The sequence below is a fragment of the Afipia sp. OHSU_II-C1 genome, assembly GCF_000497575.1.
Classification (GTDB): domain Bacteria; phylum Pseudomonadota; class Alphaproteobacteria; order Rhizobiales; family Xanthobacteraceae; genus Afipia.
This window is the reverse complement of record NZ_APJI01000016.1, coordinates 23171-47087: the sequence shown is the minus strand read 5'-3', so window position 1 is coordinate 47087 and position 23917 is coordinate 23171. Positions and strand designations below refer to the sequence as shown.

General features: G+C 61.3%; 16 protein-coding genes and 1 pseudogene. 9 read left to right on the top strand and 8 right to left on the bottom strand.

All coding sequences use genetic code 11. The features are described 5' to 3' along the window. Window positions 1-31 precede the first annotated feature (31 nt). Genes I554_RS0118095 through I554_RS0118085 form a run of 3 tightly spaced genes read right to left on the bottom strand, consistent with a single transcriptional unit; the run spans window position 32 to window position 5659 of the window. Entirely contained in the window at window positions 32-3391 is a 3360-nt protein-coding gene (locus I554_RS0118095) for an error-prone DNA polymerase (RefSeq protein ID WP_024573930.1), read from the bottom strand. Next, entirely contained in the window at window positions 3388-4983 is a 1596-nt protein-coding gene (locus I554_RS0118090; RefSeq protein ID WP_034461843.1) for a DNA polymerase Y family protein, read from the bottom strand. Before I554_RS0118090 ends, I554_RS0118095 begins: the two co-directional genes overlap by 4 nt. Then, window positions 4874-5659 (bottom strand): DNA repair protein, encoded by a 786-nt coding sequence (locus tag I554_RS0118085; RefSeq protein WP_024573928.1) that lies wholly within the window; start codon window positions 5657-5659, stop codon window positions 4874-4876. The genes I554_RS0118090 and I554_RS0118085 overlap by 110 nt, the downstream gene beginning before the upstream one ends. Window positions 5660-5839: 180 nt before the next feature. Here I554_RS0118085 and I554_RS0118080 point away from each other — a divergent pair. Next, window positions 5840-6490: pseudogene (locus tag I554_RS0118080) on the top strand (UdgX family uracil-DNA binding protein); the annotation flags it as partial. Between the two features lie 37 nt (window positions 6491-6527). On the opposite strand, the gene I554_RS0118075 reads toward I554_RS0118080, so the two are convergent. After that, window positions 6528-7043, bottom strand: a complete 516-nt coding sequence (locus tag I554_RS0118075) for a DUF892 family protein (RefSeq protein ID WP_029659334.1) — start codon at window positions 7041-7043, stop codon at window positions 6528-6530. A 177-nt stretch (window positions 7044-7220) separates the two neighbouring features. After that, a complete protein-coding gene (locus tag I554_RS0118065; RefSeq protein ID WP_024573925.1) occupies window positions 7221-8396 on the bottom strand; it encodes a M20 aminoacylase family protein in 1176 nt (391 codons plus the stop codon). 165 nt (window positions 8397-8561) lie between these two features. Here I554_RS0118065 and I554_RS0118060 point away from each other — a divergent pair, with 165 nt between their 5' ends. Beyond that, window positions 8562-10181 (top strand): GMC family oxidoreductase N-terminal domain-containing protein, encoded by a 1620-nt coding sequence (locus tag I554_RS0118060; protein WP_024573924.1) that lies wholly within the window; start codon window positions 8562-8564, stop codon window positions 10179-10181. Here the strand turns inward: I554_RS0118060 and I554_RS0118055 are convergent, their stop codons facing one another. Continuing rightward, the gene (locus I554_RS0118055; RefSeq protein WP_024573923.1) at window positions 10182-11738 is read right to left on the bottom strand and encodes a carboxyl transferase domain-containing protein; all 1557 of its coding nucleotides are present in this window, start codon (window positions 11736-11738) and stop codon (window positions 10182-10184) included. It lies immediately after the preceding gene. Window positions 11739-11899: 161 nt separating this feature from the next. Here I554_RS0118055 and I554_RS0118050 point away from each other — a divergent pair, with 161 nt between their 5' ends. From I554_RS0118050 to I554_RS0118035, 4 genes are all read left to right on the top strand, one after another. Further along, window positions 11900-12121: an acetyl-CoA carboxylase biotin carboxyl carrier protein subunit gene (locus I554_RS0118050; RefSeq protein ID WP_024573922.1), complete on the top strand. Its 222-nt coding sequence runs from the start codon at window positions 11900-11902 to the stop codon at window positions 12119-12121. A 147-nt stretch (window positions 12122-12268) separates the two neighbouring features. Beyond that, a complete protein-coding gene (locus I554_RS0118045) occupies window positions 12269-13426 on the top strand; it encodes a TAXI family TRAP transporter solute-binding subunit (RefSeq protein WP_024573921.1) in 1158 nt (385 codons plus the stop codon). Window positions 13427-13474: 48 nt separating this feature from the next. Continuing rightward, entirely contained in the window at window positions 13475-15583 is a 2109-nt protein-coding gene (locus I554_RS0118040) for a TRAP transporter permease (protein WP_024573920.1), read from the top strand. Between the two features lie 188 nt (window positions 15584-15771). Further along, entirely contained in the window at window positions 15772-16014 is a 243-nt protein-coding gene (locus tag I554_RS0118035) for a hypothetical protein (protein ID WP_024573919.1), read from the top strand. A gap of 50 nt (window positions 16015-16064) precedes the next feature. Here I554_RS0118035 and hpnO read toward each other — a convergent pair whose 3' ends face one another. Next, a complete protein-coding gene (gene hpnO / locus I554_RS0118030) occupies window positions 16065-17456 on the bottom strand; it encodes an aminobacteriohopanetriol synthase HpnO (protein ID WP_024573918.1) in 1392 nt (463 codons plus the stop codon). A gap of 123 nt (window positions 17457-17579) precedes the next feature. On the opposite strand from hpnO, the gene I554_RS0118025 reads away from it, so the two are divergent. Next, window positions 17580-18194 carry a DUF2147 domain-containing protein gene (locus tag I554_RS0118025; protein ID WP_024573917.1) on the top strand — a complete coding sequence of 205 codons (615 nt, stop codon included), beginning with the start codon at window positions 17580-17582 and terminating at the stop codon, window positions 18192-18194. A gap of 19 nt (window positions 18195-18213) precedes the next feature. Here I554_RS0118025 and I554_RS0118020 read toward each other — a convergent pair whose 3' ends face one another. Beyond that, entirely contained in the window at window positions 18214-20799 is a 2586-nt protein-coding gene (locus I554_RS0118020) for an MMPL family transporter (protein ID WP_024573916.1), read from the bottom strand. 213 nt (window positions 20800-21012) lie between these two features. Here I554_RS0118020 and dxs point away from each other — a divergent pair, with 213 nt between their 5' ends. Together dxs and ispH are read left to right on the top strand one after the other, a co-directional pair. Next, window positions 21013-22929, top strand: coding sequence for a 1-deoxy-D-xylulose-5-phosphate synthase (gene dxs, locus I554_RS0118015; RefSeq protein ID WP_024573915.1), 1917 nt, complete (start codon window positions 21013-21015; stop codon window positions 22927-22929). A 22-nt stretch (window positions 22930-22951) separates the two neighbouring features. Beyond that, entirely contained in the window at window positions 22952-23911 is a 960-nt protein-coding gene (ispH, locus tag I554_RS0118010) for a 4-hydroxy-3-methylbut-2-enyl diphosphate reductase (RefSeq protein ID WP_034461841.1), read from the top strand. The last annotated feature ends 6 nt before the right edge of the window (window positions 23912-23917 follow it).

The window sequence follows — 23917 nt, the reverse complement described above, 5'->3', positions numbered from 1 at the left end:
GTCATTGCGAGGAGCGCAAGCGACGAACCAATCAATGAAAATCCCGCGAGCGCGGAAGAATGCGGACATTGCGCGGATGGCGCATTTTGTGAGCCGGGCTCCCCGAATGCGCCTTCTGTTCTTCTTCCAGCGGCTCGATAACATCCGCACCGGGAGGGATCGGATGCTTTCCGCCAAGCGCGTCGTTGGCGAGATTCATCAACTCATGAGAGCGATCGAACAGGCGTTCCGCCACCAGATGAACGACCTTGTCGGGGCTGCTCTGAATGGTCCCCTGTACTTCGATCAGCCGCGCACCCATCACTTCCTTGCGAAATAGCTCCATCACCTTCGGCCACACGACGATGTTGGCAATGCCTGTCTCGTCCTCCAGCGTCATGAACACCACACCCTTGGAGCTGCCGGGCCGCTGCCGGACCAGCACCACCCCAGCACAGCGCACCCGCTGCCTGTCATGGGCATGAGCGACCGTTTTGCACGCCACCACGCCCTCATCGGCAAACTTCGGCCGCAGGAATTCCATCGGATGCCCTTTCAGCGACAACCGGATGGTCTGATAGTCGGCCACCACCTGCTCGGGCAGCGGCATCTCGGGCAAAGGCTGCGCAGCTTCATCCGGCTGCTCGCGTGTTGCCGTACTCTCGAACAACGGCAGCGGGACATCGTCCGGCAATCGCCGCACTGTCCACAGTGCTTCACGGCGATCGAGACCGAGCGAGCGGAATGCGTCGGCGTCCGCCAGCAGGATCAGTGCACGCTTGGGCAATCGCGTCTCGCGGGCGAAATCTTCCAGTGAGGCAAACGGTTTGCGCATCCGCGCGGCGACGATGCGGTGATCCCAGTAATCCTGACGCGGCTTCCTGAGCGGCTTGCCGAACTTTTCCGCAAGCCTGTCATCGACATCGAAAATTTCGAAACCATCGATCTGGCGGAATCCGAGCCGCATCGCGTGATACTGACCGCTCCGTTCTTCCAGGGTGTTTTGGCCAAAGCTGAACGAGACGTCGATCTCGCGCACATCGACCCCATTTTTGCGAGCATCGCCGACGATCTGCGCCGGGGCATAAAACCCCATCGGCTGCGAATTCAGCAAACCGCAACAGAATGCATCCGGGTGATAGTGCTTGAGCCACGAGGAGACATAGACAAGCTGTGCAAAGCTGGCCGCATGGCTCTCGGGGAATCCGTAGCTGCCAAAACCCTTGATCTGCTCAAAACAATTTTCCGCGAACTGCCGGGGGTAGCCGCGGCTGATCAGGTTATTCACCATCTTGTCTTCGAACTTGTGAATGGTGCCGACATTCCGAAACGTCGCCATGGCGCGGCGTAATCCGTTGGCCTCGTCTGCCGTGAATTTCGCAGCTTCGATGGCGATCCGCATCGCCTGCTCCTGAAACAGCGGCACGCCAAGGGTCTTATGCAGGACGTTTTTCAATTCGTCCTTGTCGCCATGCTCAGGAGCAGGCGACGGATAGTTGACTTTTTCCTGCCCGTTTCTTCGCCGCAGATAAGGATGAACCATGTCGCCTTGGATCGGCCCTGGGCGTACAATGGCGACTTCGATCACGAGATCGTAGAAATTGCGCGGTTTCAGGCGCGGCAGCATGTTCATCTGCGCCCGGCTTTCGACCTGAAACACGCCGAGGGATTCGCCCCTGCACAACATGTCGAAGACTTCACTACTGTCCTTGTCTCCCGGTTTGACGTCGGCAAGTTCGTATCGCGTCCCCTTATGATCCGCGATCAGATCGAAACATTTACGGATGCAGGTGAGCATGCCGAGCGCCAGCACATCGACCTTCATCATTTTCAACGTGTCGATGTCGTCCTTGTCCCATTCGATGAAGGTCCGATCATCCATCGCAGCGTTGCCGATGGGCACATAGGTGTCGAGCCGATCCTGTGTCAGCACATAGCCGCCGACATGCTGCGAGAGATGGCGCGGAAACTCGATCAGTTCGGTGGCCAGTTCAACGGCACGCCGGATCATCGAATTGCCCGGATCGAACCCCGCCTGCCGGATCTGCATATCGCTGACGCCGTCGCCCCAGCTTCCCCACACCGTATCGGCCAGTGCAGCCGTGACGTCTTCCGTCAATCCCAGCGCCTTACCGACATCACGGATGGCGCTGCGCGGGCGATAGTGAATGACGGTGGCGACAATCGCCGCGCGATGACGGCCATAACGCCGATAAACATACTGCATCACCTCTTCACGCCGTGAATGTTCGAAATCGACGTCAATGTCCGGAGGCTCACGGCGTTCCTGAGAAAGAAACCGCTCGAACAACAGGTCGACATCGACCGGATTGACGGACGTGACGCCGAGCACAAAGCAGACCGCGGAATTGGCGGCAGAGCCCCTGCCCTGACACAAAATGTTTTGCGAGCGCGCATAGTGCACGATGTCGTGCACTGTCAGAAAATAATGCGCGTAGTCGAGCTTTTCGATCAGCCTGAGTTCTTTGTTCAGCGTGGCGCGCAACTTGTCATCGATCCCCTTTGGGAAATATTTTTCGACGCCTGCCCATGTCAGATCTTCGAGATGCTGCTGTGCGGTCTTACCCGGCGGGACAGGTTCATCCGGATACTGATATTTGAGCTCGTCGAGCGTGAATGTGATGCGGTCGGCGAAACGCATGGTTTCTGCAATCGCCTCCGGCAGATCGCGAAACATCCGCGCCATCTCGAAGCCCGGCTTCAGATGCCGCTCGGCATTGGCCTGAAGTTTTTTCCCGGCGGCATGGATCGTGGTTTTTTCCAGAATGCAGGTCAGAACGTCCTGCAGCGAACGTCGCGTGGGATGGTGGTAAAGTACCTCATTGGTCGCCAGCAGCGGCACGCGGGCGGTGAAAGCAACACGTTTCAGTTTCGCCAGACGCCGTGTGTCGTCGCCGCGATACAGCAGGCTTGCCGCGAGCCAGATGCCGTCGGCGCGGCTGTGTTTCAATTGATCGAGAATCTTCAGAGCCGTCGCAGCTTCAAAACGATGCGGCAGCGACAGAACGAGTAACTGCCCTTCTGCAAAATCCAGCAGATCATCGAAGGTGAGATGACACTCGCCCTTCTCTGCTCTGAGCTTGCCGCGCGTCAGCAACTGGCACAGCCGGCCGTAGGCGGCGCGGTCGCGCGGATAGACCAGAATATCCGGCGTCCCATCCGTGAAGACGAGGCGCGATCCGATCAGCAGCCTGGGCTTGAATTTGACATCGGGATTCTCGAGTTCCTTGTAAGCGCGCACCACGCCGGCCAATGTGTTGCGGTCAGCAATTCCAATGACCGGCAGAAGAAAACCGCTGGCCTGATGCACATATTCCTGCGGCTGCGAACCGCCGCGCAGGAACGAGAAATTCGTCGTGATTCCGATTTCCGCATAGTCGGTGGCTTTCATGCGAATAGCCCGTGCACGAACCATTTGGGAGGAACCGGTTCACCTTCTTCGGTGACAAGTTCGCTGCCGTACAGACCGTCGCGATAGATCCAGAAGCGCATTCCCTCCGCATCCTCGACGCGGAAGTAGTCGCGGGTCAGCGCCTCTTCCTCGTGCTTCCACCATTCCATTGCGATGCGCTCGGGTCCCTCTGCCCGCACCACGGCATGGGTCGCGCGCCGCCATGTAAACCGGGGCGGAGGTCCGTCAGGAATTGCGGCAGCAGTCACCTTGATTTCTTCCGGCCTCTCGAACAGCCGCAGCGGGCGCAGCGGCGGCTCGGCTTCGACACGCGCGGGCCAGTCTGCAATCGCAGCAGCCGCAAGATATTGCTGCGCAGGCGCGGCGATTGCTGCGCGCTCGGGAATGTGCGTGTCCTGCGGCAGATGCACCACGACACGCTTGCCGCCGATGCGTGCGGCAATGCGGTCGACCAGCGCCACCACCTCGTCATTGTCACGGGTTCGGGTATCGAAATCGCGCTGCTCCTGCACCACGATCTCGACGCGGCTGGCTGATAACCGGATCAGATCGAACCCGAAGCCGGGATCCAGCGGATCGGCCAGCGCATCGAGCCGCTCGCGAAACAGGCGATCGACCACGCTGACTTTGGTGACGGGCTGCCCGGTCTCCACCGTGATCGTGCGCACCGCGCCGTCGGTGCGAAAGAAACTCGCCTCCAGCCGCCGCGCACCCTTGCCCTGCTTGTCCATTGCGGCGACCAGCATTTGCGCCAGACCCGAAAGGATTGCCGCGATCACGTTTCCGGTCGCGACCGGTTCGGCGAAGCGCTTCTCCACCATGAAATCCGGCAGCGGCTTGCGGGGCGAAATCGGTGCATCGGCCTGCCCCAACGCCTGCTGCAACAAATTCACGAATGCCGCGCCGAAGCGTGCGGCAAGTTCATGCGGCGCGCGCGCCGCCACATCGCCGATCGTTTTCAGGCCGGCGCGGCGCAAGCCTCGCGTGATCGCATCGTCAGCGCCGAGCGCGAACACCGGGAGTGGATTGACAGCACGCGCCTCCTCTCCATCGGGAACGATACAGCTTCGCGCCGCCCGCGCCACGGTACGTGCACAAACGGGCGTGCCGGCAATCGCCGCGTTCACGATAAAGCCTTGCCGGGCCAGCGATGCGCAAACGCTGCGCAACATCGCGGCCTCGCCCCCGAACAGATGCGCGCAACCGCTGATATCGAGCAGCAACCCATGAGGCGGATCGAGCGCGACCAGCGGCGTGAAGCGGTCACACCAGTCGGCGATGGCTTCCAGCAGATTTGCATCCGCGGCCTCATCCGCGTCGAACACCTGCACATCGGGACAAACCGCGCGCGCATTCGCCAGCGGCAGTCCGGCTTCAAGGCCGGATGTCACGGCTGCGTCGTTCAGCGCCGTGATTTGCAGCGCGTTGTTCAGCCTGGAGACGACGACACACGGGCGCGCATCATCCGGCGCGGCGTCTTGCCCCGAAAGCTGGCGCTTCAATCGATCGGTCGGCAGGCGCGGCAGCCACAGGCTGAGAATGCGCCGCCGATTCACGGAAGAGGCCTTCATCGCATTTCCACTCCATGATCCATTGTCCGGTCTCGCCGTGACGATTGCGAACAAGCCGTGCATCCAGCGTCGGCGCGCCCCACGCTTCCGTCGCAGGTGATGACGGTGCAGCACGTACCACCCATCGCGTTTCCGCCGTGCTGGGGGACGGTGTGGCGGCCGTGCGCAGCACAAGGCACGTGACATTCGAGGCACGCGCGGCCAGCGTGAGCCTGCGGCTCGCGACCAGATCGAGCGCACGCACCTCGCCCCAGACATCCAGCACCACCGCGCCGAGCGCATCGCAGGCGAGCGCATCGCTCGCCGCGCGCAGTGCCGTCTCGGCATCTGCGGCCCGCACTGTCACCAGCAGACGCGGATCGAGCCCGAGTTCATTGAGGCCGCTCAGCGACAGCGCGCCGGATTCACGTTCCATGAAGTCCTGCCGGACCCACACCAGCGGCCGCCGCCCGGCCAGACGATGCGCAAGACCTGCGATAAAACCCGCCGCCGCCGCGCCATGGCGCCCACCCTCGGCGAACACCTCATGCAATGCGCCGCGCACCAGCCCGCCCTGCAACACGGCATCGGCGCCCGTATGGCCCATCGCCACGCGCACAAGCCCACCGGCCTCGCCCTCAAAGCGGCCGATGGTCCCCCGCAGGGACGCAAGCGTGTTCATGCGTGCGCCGGTCATGCGCCGCTCCTGGAATTTCTGGTCCGCAGTGACTGAACGAATGACGGACTTACTTGTTCATGATATGTTCTAATATAAAGCTAAGAGCGCATAGGGAGTCAACCGGACTTTGCAGACCATTTTTCCCAAGCAGAAACAATAAAGTACGGGAACATCCGAAAAGCCCGGTCATTGACCAGCCGAACAAGGGAGAAAATCATGTCTTCTGCGGCCGCACATTCAACCCAGCTTGCCGCCCTCCGTGCCGAAGCCGCCAGTTGCCGTGCCTGTCATCTCTGGAAGGATGCGACCCAGACCGTGTTCGGCGAAGGCCCGGCACATGCGCCAATCATGCTGGTCGGCGAGCAACCCGGCGACAAAGAAGACCTCGCTGGCAAGCCGTTCGTCGGCCCCGCCGGGCAGGTCCTCAACCGCGCACTGGAGGAAGCCGGACTCGACAGGGACAAGGTGTATGTCACCAACGCGGTGAAGCATTTCAAATTCGTACCGCGCGGAAAAATCCGCCTGCATCAGAAACCGAATACACCTGAAATCAAAGCCTGCCGGCCATGGTACGAGCGCGAACTCGCGTCGATTAAACCTGCCCTGGTGGTCGCGATGGGCGCAACGGCCGCGCAAAGCGTGTTCGGCAAAATGACGCCGATCGGCAAGAATCGCGGACGCCTGATTGATCTCAATGAAGCCGGAGCCGAGAGGAAGGTGCTGGTCACAGTTCACCCGTCCTATCTGCTGCGGCTGCCGGACGAAGACGCCAAAGCGCGCGAGTATGCCAACTTCGTGAAAGACCTGAAGCTTGCAGCCTCGTTCCTGCACAAGCTGAAGGCGGCGTAAACCCCTCTCCCCGCAAGCGGAGAGAGGGAAAAATAGATCACGCAGCAAGCGCTTCGGAATTCACAGCACCTTCAGCAAGTGCCGTGAGATCTTTGTCAGTCTTGCGTTCCTGCTGAAGCGTTTCATCGAGCAATTTTACAGCTTCGTTCATGCCAAGCTGGGCAGCCCAGGCTTTGAGCGTGCCGTAACGCGACATTTCATAATGTTCCACTGCCTGCGCGGCTGCCAGCAATCCGGCATCGAGCGCTTCGGTGCCTTTGTATTCGTCCATGATCTCCTTGCCCTCGTCGAGGATTCCCATGATCGCATCACAGGTTTTGGCCTTCGCGGGCTTGTCGATCAGCTTGAACACCTGCTCGAGGCGATCGACCTGGCCTTCGGTTTCCCCATGATGTTTCTTGAATGCGGCGCTCAGGTCTGCCGACTGAGCTGCTTTGGCCATCTTCGGCAATGCCTTTAAAATCTGCTTCTCCGCGAAGTAGATGTCCTTGAGCGTGTCATGAAACAGATCGTTGAGATCCTTATCGTTCGGCACGGCTCGCTTTGCGGCCATCCGCTTCGATGCGGATTGCTTCGCTGATTTCCTGACCGACTTTTTGGCTGACTTCTTCGCCGATTTCCTCGCTGCCATTGTCCCACTCCGCATGTTTGACGGGATCGTTCCCGCCTCTCAACGCGATGTGATGATCATGGTTCCGAACAGGATGCACCGTCCGGTAGCGACTCGTCGTCAGCCTGCGAGCTGGCTTTCGACCAGTTTGATCCAGTAGGACGAGCCATAGACGATGGCGTCGTCGTTAAAATTGTAGGCCGGATGATGCAGCCCCGCGCTGTCGCCGTTACCGATAAAGATAAAGGCGCCCGGACGCGCTTCCAGCATGTAGGCGAAGTCTTCCGCGCCCATCACCGGCGGTATCTCGGAACTGACATTGCCCTCGCCTGCGACGTCGGCCGCAACGCGGGCGGCAATACCCGTTTCGGCCGGATGATTGACCAGCACCGGATAACTGCGCTCGTAATCAAGCGTGATCTTCGCGCCCGAGAGCTGCGCAACCCCGTTCACGACCTCACGCACCCGCTGCTCGATCAGATCCCGCACCTCGGGCGTCAGCGTTCGTGCCGTGCCGAACAGTTCCGCGGTCTGCGGAATCACGTTGCGGGCGTTGCCCGCGTGGAACTCGCAAATCGAAATCACCGCAGCATCCAGCGGATCGACGCTCCGGGACACGATCGACTGCAAGGCGGTAATGAGCTGCGCGCCGACCAGCACCGAGTCGATGCTCTTGTGCGGGCGCGCGGCATGGCCGCCAAGGCCCTCGATATGAATGTTGATGTGATCGGTCGCCGCCATCGCAGGTCCAACGCGCGTGGCAAACGTGCCGATCGGCATGCCCGGCGAGTTATGCATGCCGTAGACCTGCTCGATCTTGAAACGGTCCATCAGGCCGTCCTTGATCATCGCCTCGGCGCCCGCCCCGCCTTCTTCGGCCGGCTGGAAAATCATCACGGCATCGCCGGCGAAATTCCGTGTCTCCGCAAGATAGCGCGCCGCGCCGAGCAGCATCGCGGTGTGACCGTCGTGACCGCAGGCGTGCATCTTCCCCGGCACGGTCGAGCGATAAGCCACGCCGGTTTCTTCCTCGATCGGCAGTGCATCCATGTCGGCCCGCAATCCGATCGCTTTCAGATCGCCGCCATTGACCGGCTTTCGCCCCTTGATGACGCCCACCACGCCGGTACGTCCAAGGCCGGTCGCGACCTCATCGCAACCAAATTCCCGCAACCGGTCGGCGACGAATGCCGCGGTGCGGTGCACATCGTACATCAATTCCGGATGTGCATGCAGATCGCGGCGCCATCCCATGATTTCGGGTTGCAGATCGGCGACGCGGTTCAGAATGGGCACGGCATAACCTCACAGGCTCAGGACAGAAAAAACTAGCATGAGCCCGCGGGGGACCCAACATCCGCGCAAACGGGGCTTGCGCGGAACCATACTGTACAGCGAACCCTGCCCGGGGCCATAAGAAGAAAAGCGTTCAATTTGACCAGAGAAAATGCAGGACAGGGAATGGCGAAACGTCTCGAGGGGGATTTCGACTATATCGTCGTCGGCGCCGGTACCGCCGGCTGCATCGTCGCCAACCGCCTCTCCGCCGATCCGCGCAAGCGCGTCCTGATTCTGGAGGCCGGCGGCAAGGACAACTGGATCTGGTTTCACATTCCGGTCGGCTACCTCTTTGCCATCGGCAATCCCCGCTCCGACTGGATGTTCAAGACCGAGCCGGAAGCCGGTCTCAATGGGCGTGCGCTGGCCTATCCGCGCGGCAAGGTGATCGGCGGATCGTCGGCCATCAACGCCATGATCTCCATGCGGGGACAAGCGGCGGATTACGATCACTGGCGGCAACTCGGACTGACCGGCTGGGGCTGGGACGATGTGCTTCCTGCGTTCAGGAAACTCGAAGATCATTTCCTCGGCGAAAGCGAACACCACGGCGTCGGCGGCGGCTGGCGAATCGAAGCGCCCCGGCTGTCATGGGCCGTGCTCGATGCGGTTGCTGAAGCCGCGCATGAGATGGGAATTCGCAAGACTCCGGATTTCAACACCGGCGACAACGAGGGCGTCGGATACTTCCACGTCAATCAGAAACGCGGCCGGCGCTGGTCCTCCGCGCGCGGGTTTCTGAAGCCCGCACTGTCGCGGCCAAACCTGCGGCTGGAGACCAATGTGCTGGTCGACAGGGTGATCGTCGAGAGCGGCCGCGCGGTCGGCGTGCGCTTCCGTCAGAACGGCGAAACCATCGAGGCCCGCACGCAGGGCGAAGTCATCCTGTGCTCGGGGTCCGTTGGATCGACTCAGGTCTTGCATCGCTCCGGCATCGGCCCGCAGGAATGGCTGTCGCCGCTCGGCATCGAGCCCGTGCTCGACCGGCAGGGCGTCGGCCGCAACCTGCAAGATCATTTGCAGCAGCGCGCGATCTACAAGGTCGAGGGCGTGCGTACACTGAACGAGACCTATTACAATCTGTTTCGGCGCGGCTGGATGGGCGTCGATTATCTGCTGCGGCGGCGCGGACCTTTGACCATGGCGCCGTCGCAACTCGGCATCTTCACGCGCTCGGACCCGCGGCAGGAACGCGCCAACATCCAGTTTCACGTCCAGCCGCTGTCGCTGGATAAATTCGGCGAACCGCTGCACCGCTTCCCGGCCATCACCATCGCCGCCTGCAATCTGCGCCCGACCTCACGCGGCACCATCCGCATCAAATCCGATGTTCCGGATCAGGCTCCGGCGATCGCGCCGAATTATCTGTCCACACCTGAAGACCGTCAGGTCGCCGCCGACGCCATCCGCGTCACGCGCAAGCTGATGAAGCAGCATGCGCTGAGCAACTATCATCCAAGCGAGTATCTGCCCGGCCCGTCAGTAGGCGATGACGATGCGTCACTGGCGAAAGCTGCGGGCGATATCGGCACCACGATCTTTCATCCTGTCGGCACCGCGAAGATGGGAAGCGCCAGCGATCCCCTCGCCGTGGTCGACGAACGCCTTCGCCTTCACGGCCTCAAGGGATTGCGTGTCGTCGATGCGTCGGTGATGCCGACGATCACATCGGGCAACACCAACACGCCGACTGCGATGATCGCGGAAAAGGGCGCGGCGATGATCGTCGCCGACGCCAAATAATCACGGCCTGATCGCCATCTTCGCGACGCCGGGCGTGCGCAGCGGCTCTGCCAGCCTTGCGAACTCGCAGAGCAGCGAGCGGGTCTTGCGCGGGTCGATGATCTCCTCGACCCAGAATTTTTCCGCTGATCGGAACGGTGACCGCAGCTTGTTCAGCCGGTCCTCGATCTCGGCCAGCTTTGCCTTGGGGTCTTCGGCGGCGTCGATGTCGGCCCGGTAAGCCGCCTCAATGCCACCCTCCAGCGGCAGCGAGCCCCAATAGGCCGACGGCCACGCATACCGCAACGAGAACCGGCCCGCCGGCTGATGAACGACACCCGCCACGCCGAACGAGTTGCGGACGATGATCGTGCACCACGGCACCGTGGTCTGATTGACGGCTGTCATCGCACGCACGCCGTGGCGGATTGTTGCGGCCTTCTCGGCTTCAAGTCCGATCATGAAGCCGGGGCAATCCATCAGATAAACCACCGGCAGGTGGAAGGTTTCCGCCAGATCGACGAAGCGCACCACCTTCTGGCACGCATCGGCGGTCCACGACCCGCCGTAAATATAAGGATCGCTCGCCAGCAGCAGCACGGCTCGGCCATCAAGGCGCGCGAAACCGGTGATCACCGAGCGTCCGAAATTCTGGCCCATCTCAAAGAACGATCCCTTGTCGACCACGGACTCGATGATCGGCCGCATCTTGTAGATCTGCTTGCGGCTGCGCGGCACCACGTTGAGCAGCGCCTCGTCACTACGCTCGGGATCGTCATCGCAGGGCGTCGTGGGCGGCAGATCGAATACCGATGACGGGAGGTATGACAGAAATTTCCGCGCGCACTCGAATGCCTCTTCTTCGGTATCGACCGCATGATCGACCGCGCCGGCCTTGGTCTGAATCTGCCAGCCGCCGAGCTCCTGCTTGTCGAGCGATTGTCCGAGACGCGCCACCACCGGCGGGCCGGCGACGAACATCGCAGATGATTTGGTCATGACGGAATAATGACTGGCTGCGAGACGCGCCGCGCCGAGCCCTGCGACCGAGCCGAGACCGAGACCGACCACAGGCACCCGCGCCATGTTCGCGGTCGTGTACCAGTACCAGGTCGTTCCGCCCACGCCGCCCGGCAGGTTCGCAGCGCCCTTGGTTTCAATCGTCTTGACCGAGCCGCCGCCGCCGGAGCCTTCGATGACGCGGATGATCGGCAAGCGAAAATCGTGCGCCATCTGCTCCGCCATGGTCGGCTTGGCAGAAATCGATGCGTCCGCGGAGCCGCCACGGACGGTGAAATCATCGCCTACGACGACGACAGGGCGATTCTCGATCTTGCCGCGGCCGAACACACAGTTGGCGGGAGTGAGCGTCTTCAGCTCATTCTTCTCGTCATACTCCGCGATGCCTGAAATCGCGCCCATCTCGTGAAAGCTCTTCGAATCGACAAGCTTGTCGATGCGCTCGCGCACGGTGAGTCGACCCTGATCGTGCTGCCTCTTGACCTTGTCGGCGCCGCCCATTTCTTTTGCAAAAGCTTCACGCCGCGCGAGTTCGTCAAGTTCAGGCTTCCAGTTCATCATCACTCCTTGCCGTACGCGGCGCGAACGCGCTCATTCTGTTATGCGGAATAAAGTTTCCTCTTGCGGAACACGCTACCTCGGGCAATCTTTCGTCACAATAAAGAAGCCGCGCTTGTAGAGCTTGCTTGCTCTGCTCAAAGCGGATGGGGGAGAAATCAGTGGCGCAGATCAAGATCATCACCGATGTTGCGGGACGCGTTTGCGCGGTTGCGGCCAGTGCCGGTGGCAGCATCGAAAACGGTGGCGATGTCGTGTTCGTCGAAGCAATGAAGATGGAAATTCCCGTCCCCTCCCCTGCCGCGGGGAAAATCACATCGATTCTCGTCGGTATCGACGACGTCGTGGCAGAGGGACAGACGATCGCTCTTCTTGAGACGTGAATCTCGCGAAGCGATCCGTTTCCGCGACAAACTGTCCAGTACACCTTAGTAGGCTTGCAGGCGTTGCACAGGCTCCTGCACGATGACATGATCCGGCAAAATCAAAAACGCGTTTCGCACAGCGAAAGCAATTGGGGAGGGTTATTCATGAAGCAGCATATCACTGCGGTTGCAGCGACGATTCTTGCGGGCTCGGCGATGTCGCCGGCGCTCGCGCAGGACATCAAGCTGCCGACTTCGATGGCGTTCACCGCCTATGACACCGGCACGTCCGGCTTCAACATCGCCGTCGGCGTCGGCAAGATGATGAAGGACAAGTACGGCTCCGACGTTCGCGTGCTTCCGGCCGGCAACGACGTGGCGCGGCTGGCCCCACTGCGCGCAAATCGCGCGGTTCTCGCCTGGATGGGCACGGGCAGCTATTTCGCCCAGGAAGGCGTGTTCGAGTTCGGCGTCAAGGAATGGGGGCCCCAGGCGCTGCAGATGACCCTCTCGACCGTCGACTGCAACGGGCTGTCGGTCGGCGTGGCGAAAGACGCCGGCGTCAAGGAGTGGAAGGATTTTCGCGGCAAGCGGCTCGGCTTCGTCGTGGGTTCACCTGCATTGAACCAGAATGCGCTGGCGATCATCGCTTACGCCGGCCTCACCCAGAAAGACGTCAAGATCGTCGAGTTCGCGAGCTACGGCGCGATGTGGAAGGGCGTTATCAATAACGACGCCGACGGCGCGTTCGGTTCGACGGTAACGGGCCCCGCCAAGGAGCTGGAAAGCTCGCCGCGCGGCATTGTCTGGCCGGAATTGCCGGCGGATGACAAAGCCGCCTGGGACCGCGTCAAGAAGGTTGGCGCATTCTTCAATCCCCACAACACGACCTGCGGCGCGGCGATCGACGCTTCCAAACCTCTGAAGCTCGCAACCTACCCCTACCCGATCGCAACGGCTTACGCGACGCAGCCTGCGGACCAGATCTACGGCCTCACCAAGGCAATGATCGTCAACTACGACATGTACAAGGACGCCGCCCCGGGCTCGTCCGGCCTTGACGTCAAGAAGCAGACCAAGCAGTGGGTCATCCCATATCATCCCGGCGCCGCGAAGGCACTGAAGGAAGCCGGGCAATGGACCGATGCCGACGAAAAATACAACAACGACCTGATCAAGCGGCAAGGCGTTCTGGAGGATGCATGGAAGGCGTACAACACCGCGAGCGCGCCAGCTGAACCGGCAGCCTTCCTCACCGGATGGATGGCAGCGCGCAAGGCAGCCCTTGCAAAGGCAAACATGCCAAACGGTTTCGAGGAATAGCCGTTTCGATTCCGCGGACGTCGTCAACATCCCACCTCGGTATCGCAAATGTCAGCTTCGTCCGATAACACCCAAGGCACGGCAGCCGCTTCCGGCGCGGCTGCCGCCGCCAGTACGGCCCCGAAGAAGGTTGTGTTCGACGACCCTCACGCCGGCGTAGGCGGCCTGCAGGAAGCCGAAGTCACGCGCGTGCGAACCCTTCGCGGTGGATGGCGCTGGACGCTGGTCATCGCAACCGCCGCGACCATCCTCCTTTGCATCAACCAGCAATTCACGTTGCGCTTCTTTATCGGCTACACCCAACTCAACACCGAATACTTCTACCTGCTGATAGCGCTGATGCTGCCGTTCACGTTCCTGATTTTCCCGGGAAGCGAGAAGGCTCCGCTCGATCGGATTCCCTGGTACGATGTTGCCCTGTTCATTGCGACGTTCGCTTCTGCGATCTGGCTGATGATGAACATCCGCAAGGCCGCGGCCCTCGGATGGGAGTTCGCAGGAGCACCGACACCGGTGATAGCGGGTGGCCTGGTCATGTGGGCGGTGCTGATGGAAGCGCTGCGCCGCACCGGCGGCTGGAGCTTGCTGCTCTGCGTCTTCCCCTTCACCGTTTATCCGCTGTTTGCGGAATGGTCATGGCTCGGTCCGTTTCGCGGCACCCAGTCCAACATCGAGCAGGCAACGGCCTATCACGTCCTCTCCGGCGAGAGTCTGCTGGGCATTCCGATTCAGGCCTTTGCCGACACGGTGATCGGCTTCCTGGTGTTCGGCACGGCGCTGATGATGACCGGCGCCGGCAAGTTCTTCATCAACATCGCTTTCGCGCTTTGCGGAACATTCCGCGGCGGTGCCGCCAAGGTCTGCATCTTCGCCAGCGGCCTGCTCGGCATGATGTCGGGCTCGATCATTTCAAACGTGCTCACAGCCGGCACCATGACCATTCCGGTCATGAAGAAGAGCGGCTTCCGCGCCTCATATGCCGCCGCCATTGAGGCCTGCGCTTCGACCGGTGCAGTGCTCGCGCCGCCGGTCATGGGGGCGACCGCGTTCGTCATCGCGCAATTCCTGAACGTCAGCTACGCGGAAGTCGCGCTCGCAGCGATTATCCCGGCGGCTCTCTATTATCTCGGACTTTTCATGCAGGTGGATTCCTACGCTGCGCGGCACAACCTCGCGGGCATTCCGCGCTCCGAGTTGCCGCGTGTGTGGGATACCGTGAAGGAAGGCTGGTACTATATTTTCGTCATCGCGCTGCTGATCGTGATGCTCCTGCATTTCAAGCGCGAGAGCCACGCACCCTTTTACGCGACTGCGCTGCTGCTGGTGCTGAATCAGCTGTTCTCCAAGGACACCCGCTGGACGCTTGCCACCATCAGCAAGTTCCTGGAAGTGAACGGGCGCACCTTCGTCGAACTGGTCGGCATCCTCGCGGGCTGCGGACTGTTGATCGGCGCGTTCTCCATGACGGGCGTTATCTCCAGTCTCGCCAACGATCTGCTCACCATCGCCGGAGACAACGCATTCCTGCTGCTGGTGATGTGCGCCTTTACCAGCCTGGTGCTGGGCCTCGGCCTGACCACAACGGCCTGCTACATCTTCCTCGCCATCCTCGTCGCGCCGGCACTGGAGAAAGTCGGCCTCAACAAGATGGCCGTTCATATGTTCATCTTCTATTGGGGCATGCTGTCATCCATCACGCCCCCGGTCGCGATCGCGTCCTTCGCAGCAGCCGGTATCGCCGGTTCGCCTGCGATGAAGACGGGCTGGGAATCGATGTGGGTCGGCAGCATCATCTACTTCATCCCGTTCTTCTTTGTACTCAACCCCGCGCTCGTGCTGCAGGGCGATGCGCCCTACCTCACAGCGCTTGGCCTGATGGCGCTTGCCGGAATCGGCACCCTGTTCATCTGCGGCGGCATCCAGGGCTACCAGGCTTTCGTCGGCGACTTGCGGCGAACGGGAGCATTGGAGTGGCCGCTTCGGGTGCTGCTGGTTCTCGGAGGATTTGTTCTCGCCACGCCGGGCGGCGGCATCATGCCGATCTCGCAATGGCAGATCACTACGATCGGACTTGTTATTCTGGTTCCAACGCTGATCATCGCCTCCACCCTGGTGCAACGGAACCCCGTTACACCGTCGCAATTGTCAGCGCGCTAGTTGTGAACCGCGATCAATTGTGGCGATAGTTGGCGTTTTATAGCTCGCACGATGCTGTGGCGCGAAAAAGCCGTGCATCCACGCCACACCCGGCGAAATACGATGCGTATGCCGCGGCTTGAAGGCTTGTATCTCGCATTCTGATGTGTTCGACCTATAGCCTGGTCAATCGAACGCTAGGGATAACGATGTTCAAAGTACTTTTCGCGACCACCCTGCTTGTCTCGGCAACCGTAGGCGCTTTTGCGCAGTCACCTGCTCCGCAGCGCAGCGGCACGCCGGAAGAACAGAAGTCGTGCGCTCCTGACGTGTCGCGTCACTGCCGTACGGTGATGAACGATGGCGATCTCGTGATCCTGGGCTGCCTTCAGGCGAACCGCGCGAAGATCAGCAAGAAGTGCGATGCCGTTCTGCGCAGTCACGGTCAGTAAACGACCGCACTTCCCGACATGATGAACAGACCCCGATCAGCCTGACGTTGTCAGGCTGATTTTCTTGCGGCGTTGTCCACCAGCGTCTTGCCGAGCGACCAGATCGCGCCCGGGACGCGGTGGCTGCTCTCGATCACAGTATCGAATGCGCCAGTGATCCAGTTGCAATCTTCCTGCGTGATCGTAAGGGCCGGCAGCAGCTTGATAGTATGGCTGGCGTGGCCGGACACCTGGCTGAGGATCTTGTGATCCTTGAACAGCGGGATCGTGATCAGTTGGCAGAACAAGCCCTTGCTCGCCGCTTCCAGCATGGTCCACGAAGCCTTGAGCGCCAGAGATTTCGGCGGGCCGAACTCGACACCGATCATCAGTCCCTTGCCGCGTACGTTCTTCAACAGCTCGTAGCGCGGGATCATCGCCGACAGGGTCGCGAGCAGCTCGGCGCCGCGCGCTGCTGCGTTCTCGATCACCTTTTCCTGCTTGAGCACTTCCAGCGTCGCGATACCCGCAGCCATGGCAAGATCGTTCTTGGAGAACGTCGATCCGTGCACGACGGCGCGGTCCATACGATCGAAGATCTTGTCGAAGATCGCCTTGCGCGTGAGCACGGCTCCGACCGGAACGTGACCGCCGGAGAGTGACTTCGACAGCAGTACCATGTCGGGTTCGACATTCCAGTGCTCGACCGCAAGAAAACGCCCGGTGCGGCCCATGCCGGTCTGGATCTCGTCGGCAACAAAAATCGTGCCGTAGCGTTTGCAGAGCGCCGCCGCGCCGGCGAGATAACCGTCGTCAGGCATGTTGACGCCCTTGCCCTGGATCGGCTCGACGATAAAGGCCGCGATCTGGCGGGACACCAGCGCCTTTTCAAGCGCGGCAAGATCGTTGAACGGAATCGAGAAGCAGTCCGGCAGCAACGGCCCGAACCCGTCACGGAAATTCTTGTCGCCGGTCAGCGACAGCGAGCCGTAGGACAGTCCATGATAGCCATGGTCGCAATAGACGATGCCGGTGCGACCGGTCGCGCCGCGCGCGAACTTGATCGCAGCTTCGACACATTCCGTCCCTGAATTCGCAAAAAACACCTTGTCCAGATATGGCACATGCGCGATCAGGCGCTCGGCCAGAATACCGGCGAGCGTGGACAGGTCGAGCTGCACGAGATTTGGAAGATCGCTGTCCAGGACGCTCTTGAGAGCTTCCTTGACGGTGGGATGATTGCGGCCAAGTGCGAAGACGCCAAACCCGCTCAACAGATCGAGATAGCGATCGCCGTCGCGGTCGAACAGATACTGGCCCTGCCCGCGCTGAAAACCGACGTCATAGCCAATCGTCTTGAGAACCCGGACGAGCTGCTCATTGAGATATCGCGTATGCAGAGCATTGCGCTGGAATTGGCGGTCCGCGAACATCTCTGAAATGTCTAGATTTGGCTGCATGATGTCATACATACTTCGTTTGTCAGGCTTCTAGTCAACTGAAATTAGTATGTGCGTCGTTTTGTCAATCTCTGGAACAATGAACGACGTTTGTGTTTAAATTGGTTGCAATGCACGCGAGGATTCATGAAGAAACTGGCCTTTAGTGGAATGTTCTTGCTCGCTGCCGCCGGCGCGGCTTCTGCCGCCGAACCGTTGGGCGAATGGCGAGACGAGGACGGCAAGGCGACGATCCGAATCGTCGATTGCAATTCGAGGCTGTGGGGCGTTGTCGCCTCCGAATCCATCCCTGGCGGCCTGGACAAGAATAATCCCGACAAGGCGAAACGGACGCGTCCCCTGCTGGGCATGCCGATTCTCCTGAACATGAAGAAAGTCGAAGACGAGAAGGATAAATGGGAAGGCAAGGTCTACGACGCCACCAGCGGCAAGACCTATGATTCCTCGATCCAGCTCAAATCTGCCAACGCACTGCGCATCGAAGGCTGCGTCGCCATGATCCTTTGCGGCGGGCAGACCTGGACCCGCGTCGCTGAAACCACGCCGGCAGCTCCCGGCGGCGCCAAGACCGGCGCGCCCGGCACCAGTGCCGCTGCGCCGAAGACCCCTCAGCCGTTCCCGACCCCGATCGGGACACCGAAACCGGCCGCTCCGAAGGGCGGCGCGGCAAAGGCGGGATCGGCCGAAACCGCAACCTCCGAGGTATGCCTCCTCCCCGAGATCGCGAACGCGCCTCGCTGACGAACCGGGCTGAGCCGCGCTATTTATCGCGCGGCTTGCCCATGAGCGCCGGCTGAAACAGCACAGCCGCCGCCAGCGTCGTTACCAATGACAGCGCCAGCAACTTGCCCATGCTCGACGTGCCGGGATGGCTCGACAGCCACAGGCTGCCGAACGCCGTCGCAGTCGTCATGGCGCTGAAGAAGATCGCCCGCGTCAGGCTCGACTGCAGCAGGTCGGTCTGCCCCGCCCGCCACGCTGTCACATAGTAGATCTTGAACGCCACGCCGATGCCAAGCAGCAGCGGCAGCGCAATGATGTTGGCGAAGTTCATCGGCAGTCCGATCAGCACGCAGATCTCGAGCGTCACCACACCTGCCAGAACCAGCGGCACCAGCGTCAACAGCACGTCACCGATCCGCTTGAGCACGATCCAGAGCAGGATTGCGATCGATAGCAATGCCCAAAAACCGGCGTGGATGAATGCCCGGACAATGGTGTCGCCGGACTTCAAAATCGAAATCGGGCCACCGATCGCGTCGGGCTGAACCTTCAGGACGGCACCCGCAAACGCGCGCAGCGTGTCGTTGTCGTTGGGGTCACCCTTGGGCTGTGCTTCGACGCGCGTCCGGCCATCAGCAGACGTCCAGTCTTCCAGGATGTCCGGCGGAAGGGTCTTCACGCTCACAGGCTGCGCCTTGAGCAGACCGCGCACCTGATCCAGCGCCACGTTCAACGGTGAGATAAAGGTCGCGGTCGCCTTCTCGCGCGTGGCTCTCTCAGCCTGCGCAAGCTTGTCCAGTGCATTTGCGAGCCGGCGTGCGGCCACCGCGCCCGGCCCCTTGTCGTCGCTCGCAGTCTTGCGCAGACTTTCCACCGAGCCCTTCAGAGCGGCGATGTTTTCTTCGTCGGACGGTGCCGTGCCGCGCGATGTCTCGTTCAGAATCGGGTTGAGCGATGCCGCGGCCTTGCGGATGATCGCGAGCTTGGCCGGCTGATCGTCCGGAATGAAGGTATCCAGCGAGACGGTCCGGGAGACTTCCGGAAGCTTGCTAAGCCGCTCCTGAATTTGCTTCGCCGCAGCCGTAGACGGAGCCATGACCTCGACGGCATTGGTGCCGGTATTGGGATCGCGGCGAAGATCCAGATACGTCGCAACCGACTCAACCTTCGCGCTGCGCAGGTTCATCGGATTGAAGTCGAATTGCAGGAAGTACAGCAACGGCAGACCCAGAACGGCGACGCCGAGCGTCGCTGCGACCACGCCGACGCGATGCTCCTCGAGGAAACGATCGACCGGCGCCAGAAACTTGAAGCCGAGCGGCTCAGCCTCGCCCGGAGGATTCAGAATCTTGAGCAACGCGGGCAGCACGGTGATGGCGGCGATGAACGCGATGATCATGCCAGCGCCGGCAATCTTCCCGAGCTCCGACACGCCTTTGTAGTCGGTCGGCAAGAACGAGAGAAACCCGGCTGCCGTCGCCACCGCCGCGAGCGTGAGCGGAACGGCGGAATACTCGGCGGCTTTCTCGAGCGCCGGATCGAGCTGATCGATTTCATGGCGTTCGGCGCGATAGCGCACGCTGTACTGAATGCCGAAGTCGACCCCCAGACCGACGAACAGCACGAAGAACGCGATCGAAATCAGGTTGAACGCACCGACCAGCATCAGCCCGACGGCTGTGGTGATCGACAGACCGATCACGAGCGTGATGAAAACCGCACCAATGATCTTGGATGACTTCAGCGCACACCAGAGGATGAAGAGCACGATCAGGACCGTACCCGTGTGGGTGACAAGCGCCCCCTCCTGCACCGTCGCGAACTCATCGTTTGCGATCGGAACCGGCCCCGTGAGACGGACCTTGGCGCTGTAATCCCCCGCGAGTTTGGCGTCTTCGGCCGCCTTGCGAATGGCATCGACCGCGGCGCCGCCCGGCTCCAGCGCCTTGAAGTCAAGCACAGGCCGTATCTGAAGCAGCGCACGGGTGTCGGCGGGCGTCAGCGGCTCGTTGCTGGAGAGTTCCTTCCAGGAGAAGGTCGCCGGCTTGTTCGCCACCACTTTCTCGACGGTATCGGCCACCAGGTTCAGCGGCCGGGCCATGGAATCGCGCGAATACTGTCCCCGCTGGGAACCGGCCAGACCGAACTCCAGAACGCCGGTCAACCCCCGCAGGCTTGGGTCATCCACCAGAATGTCGAAAAGCGGGGCTGCCGAGGCCAGCTGGCCGGTCTGCTTGGCCACCTCGGGGGTCGGCAGGAACAAAAGGCCGTTATTGTCGAAAAAGGCCCCGCCGCCCGGCCGCCTGATCGAAATGAACCTTTCGGTCTGTGGCCGCAACTTCTTCTCAAGGGCGTCGCCAGCCTGCCGGGCGAGTTCCGGCGTCGGCGCCTCCACAACGGCCAGAATCGAGTCGTTTCGGCCCGGAAAGGCCTTTTCGAAGTCGATTTCGCGCTTCCGCCAGTCCAGATTAGGGGAGATGAGCGTTGCAACATCGGTATTGATAGCGAAGTTCCGGTGGGAATAGACGCCTGCCGCGGCAGCCAGAGCCAAGCCAGCCACGAGGACCAGCCATGCATGGCGCGTGCAAAAACGAACAAGCGATACAATAGTCCTTGTCAGCACAGGTTTTCTTTCTATTTCTGGCGGCCAGCTTGGGGTAAAGGCAACTGCCGGGGAGGCAAGCCGTTAACTTACTGATGCCTCAAACGATGCCCTTAAGTCACACAATAGTGGCTTTTAACCAGCAGTTCCTCAGAAGTACTGCTGCATAGCTGCAATAATGCTACACTGCAAAATGTTCTTGTCTTGTTCCACAGTCGCATCGGAAGCCTTGGTATGACCTCTTCAACCCCATTGCTCGACGCAATCAAGTCGCCCGCTGACCTTCGGAAGATGAAGGAAAGCGACCTGCCTCAAGTTGCGGCAGAACTGCGCGCCGAAACGATCAGCGCGGTTGCGGTAACTGGTGGTCATCTCGGCTCCGGTCTTGGTGTCGTTGAACTGACGGTTGCAATACATCATGTTTTTAATACGCCCGCCGACCGCGTCATTTGGGACGTCGGTCATCAGGCGTACCCGCACAAGATTCTGACCGAGCGCCGCGACCGAATTCGCACCCTGCGTCAGGGTGGCGGTTTGTCCGGTTTCACCAAGCGCGCAGAGAGCGAGTACGACTGTTTCGGCGCTGCGCACTCGTCGACCTCCATTTCCGCAGGCCTCGGCATGGCCGTCGCGCGCGACCTCGCCGGCGGCAACAACAACGTCATCGCGGTCATCGGTGACGGCGCCATGTCGGCCGGTATGGCCTATGAAGCGATGAACAATGCAGGTGCGATGGACTCGCGCCTGATCGTCATTCTCAATGACAACGAAATGTCGATCGCGCCGCCAGTCGGCGCGATGTCGTCCTATCTGTCGCGCCTGACGTCCAGCAACACCTACCGCTCGCTGCGCGAAATCGGCAAGCAGGTCGCCAAGCGTCTTCCGAAGTTCATCGAAAAGGGCGCACAGCGCGCCGAGGAATACGCCCGCGGCATGCTGTCGGGTGGCACGCTGTTCGAGGAACTCGGCTTCTTCTATGTCGGCCCGATCGACGGCCACAACCTCGACCATCTCCTGCCCGTTCTCAAGAACGTACGGGATTCGAAGGTCGGCCCCACCCTGATCCATGTGGTGACCGAAAAGGGCAAGGGCTATGTCCCGGCCGAGTCCTCGGCCGACAAGTATCACGGCGTGGTCAAGTTCGATGTCGCCACCGGCAAGCAGGCGAAAGCCCAGGCCAACGCGCCCGCCTACACCAAGGTGTTCGGCCAGAGCCTGGTCCAGGAAGCCGAGAAAGACGACAAGATCGTTGCAATCACTGCCGCGATGCCGTCCGGCACCGGCGTCGATATTTTCGGCAAGGCGTTCCCCGAGCGGACGTTCGACGTGGGCATCGCCGAGCAGCATGGCGTGACCTTCGCCGCCGGACTTGCCTCCGAAGGCCTCAAGCCATTCGTCGCGATCTATTCCACGTTCCTGCAACGCGCCTACGACCAGGTGGTGCACGACGTAGCCATCCAGGGTCTGCCGGTCCGCTTCATCATCGATCGCGCCGGTCTGGTTGGCGCAGACGGACCGACCCATGCGGGTTCGTTCGACATCGCCTATCTCGGCTGTCTGCCCGGCATGGTGCTCATGGCCGCTGCCGACGAGGCTGAACTGGTTCACATGGTCGCGACGGCTGCCGCCATCGACGATCGTCCGTCCGCCATCCGCTTCCCGCGCGGCGACGGTGTCGGCGTCGACTTGCCGTCGGTTGGCGTTCCGCTTGAAATCGGCAAGGGCCGCATTGTTCGCGAAGGCTCGTCGGTCGCCCTGCTCTCGCTCGGCACCCGGCTTCAGGAATGCCTGAAGGCTGCAGACATTCTAAAATCCCACGGCTTGACTGCCACTGTGGCTGATGCACGCTTCGCCAAGCCGATCGATACGGACTTGGTCCTGCGTCTGGCGCGCGATCACGACGTGCTCGTCACCATCGAGGAAGGTTCGATCGGGGGCTTCGGGGCGCAGGTCTTGCATACCCTTGCAGAGAATGGCGCGCTCGATAAGGGACTGAAGGTTCGCTCCATGGTTCTGCCAGATACGTTTATCGATCAGGACAGCCCGGCCGCGATGTACGCAAAGGCCGGCCTCGACGCCAAGGGCATCGTGACGCGTGTCTTCGAGGCACTGGGCCGCGAAGGCGAGATCAGCGCGGTGCAGCTTGCTTAATCCCGTGCCCCCAAAAGCCGAGATGAAAATCCTGCTGGCTCAGCCACGCGGGTTTTGCGCTGGCGTTGTGCGCGCGATCGAGATCGTCGAACGCGCGCTCGAGAAGTATGGGCCGCCGGTCTATGTCCGTCACGAGATCGTGCACAACAAGTACGTTGTCGAAAGCCTGAAGGCGAAAGGCGCGGTTTTCGTCGAGGATCTGCACGAAGTGCCGGCCAATGCCATCACCGTGTTCAGCGCCCATGGCGTCGCCAAGAGCGTCGAGGAAGAGGCTGCGGCCCGCAGCCTCCCCGTCCTGAACGCGACCTGCCCTCTCGTGACCAAGGTCCACAATCAGGGCAAGCGCTACGTCTCCAAGGGACGCAAGCTGGTCCTGATCGGCCATGAAGGTCATCCCGAAGTCGTCGGCACCATGGGACAGGTCCCCGGCCCCGTCATCCTCGTGCAGAGCGTCGAGGACGTCGCCGCGCTCGATCTGCCGAGCGACGAGCCGATGGCCTACATCACCCAGACCACGCTGAGCGTGGACGACACCCGCGACATCATCGCCGCGCTTGAAGACCGTTTCAGCGACCTCGAAGGCCCCGACACCCGCGACATCTGTTACGCGACACAAAACCGCCAGTCTTCGGTGCGAGACCTCAGCAAGCTCGTCGACGTCATTCTGGTTGTCGGCGCTACCAACAGCTCCAACTCCAACCGCCTCCGCGAGATCGGGACCGAAGTCGGCGTCCCGAGCTACCTCATCGCCGACGGCAGCCAGCTCAATCCTGAATGGTTGAAGGACGCGAAGACCGTCGGCATCACCGCAGGCGCCTCGGCGCCGGAGGTGCTGGTGGACGATGTGATTGACGCCCTGCGGAGAATCGGACCGGTGACAGTGTCCGTGCTGCCGGGCCGGGAGGAAAATATCGAGTTCAGACTGCCGGCCGAGCTGACCCAACGTCAGCCGCGCCTCTCTCCCGTGATGCAAGAAAGATAAACATTC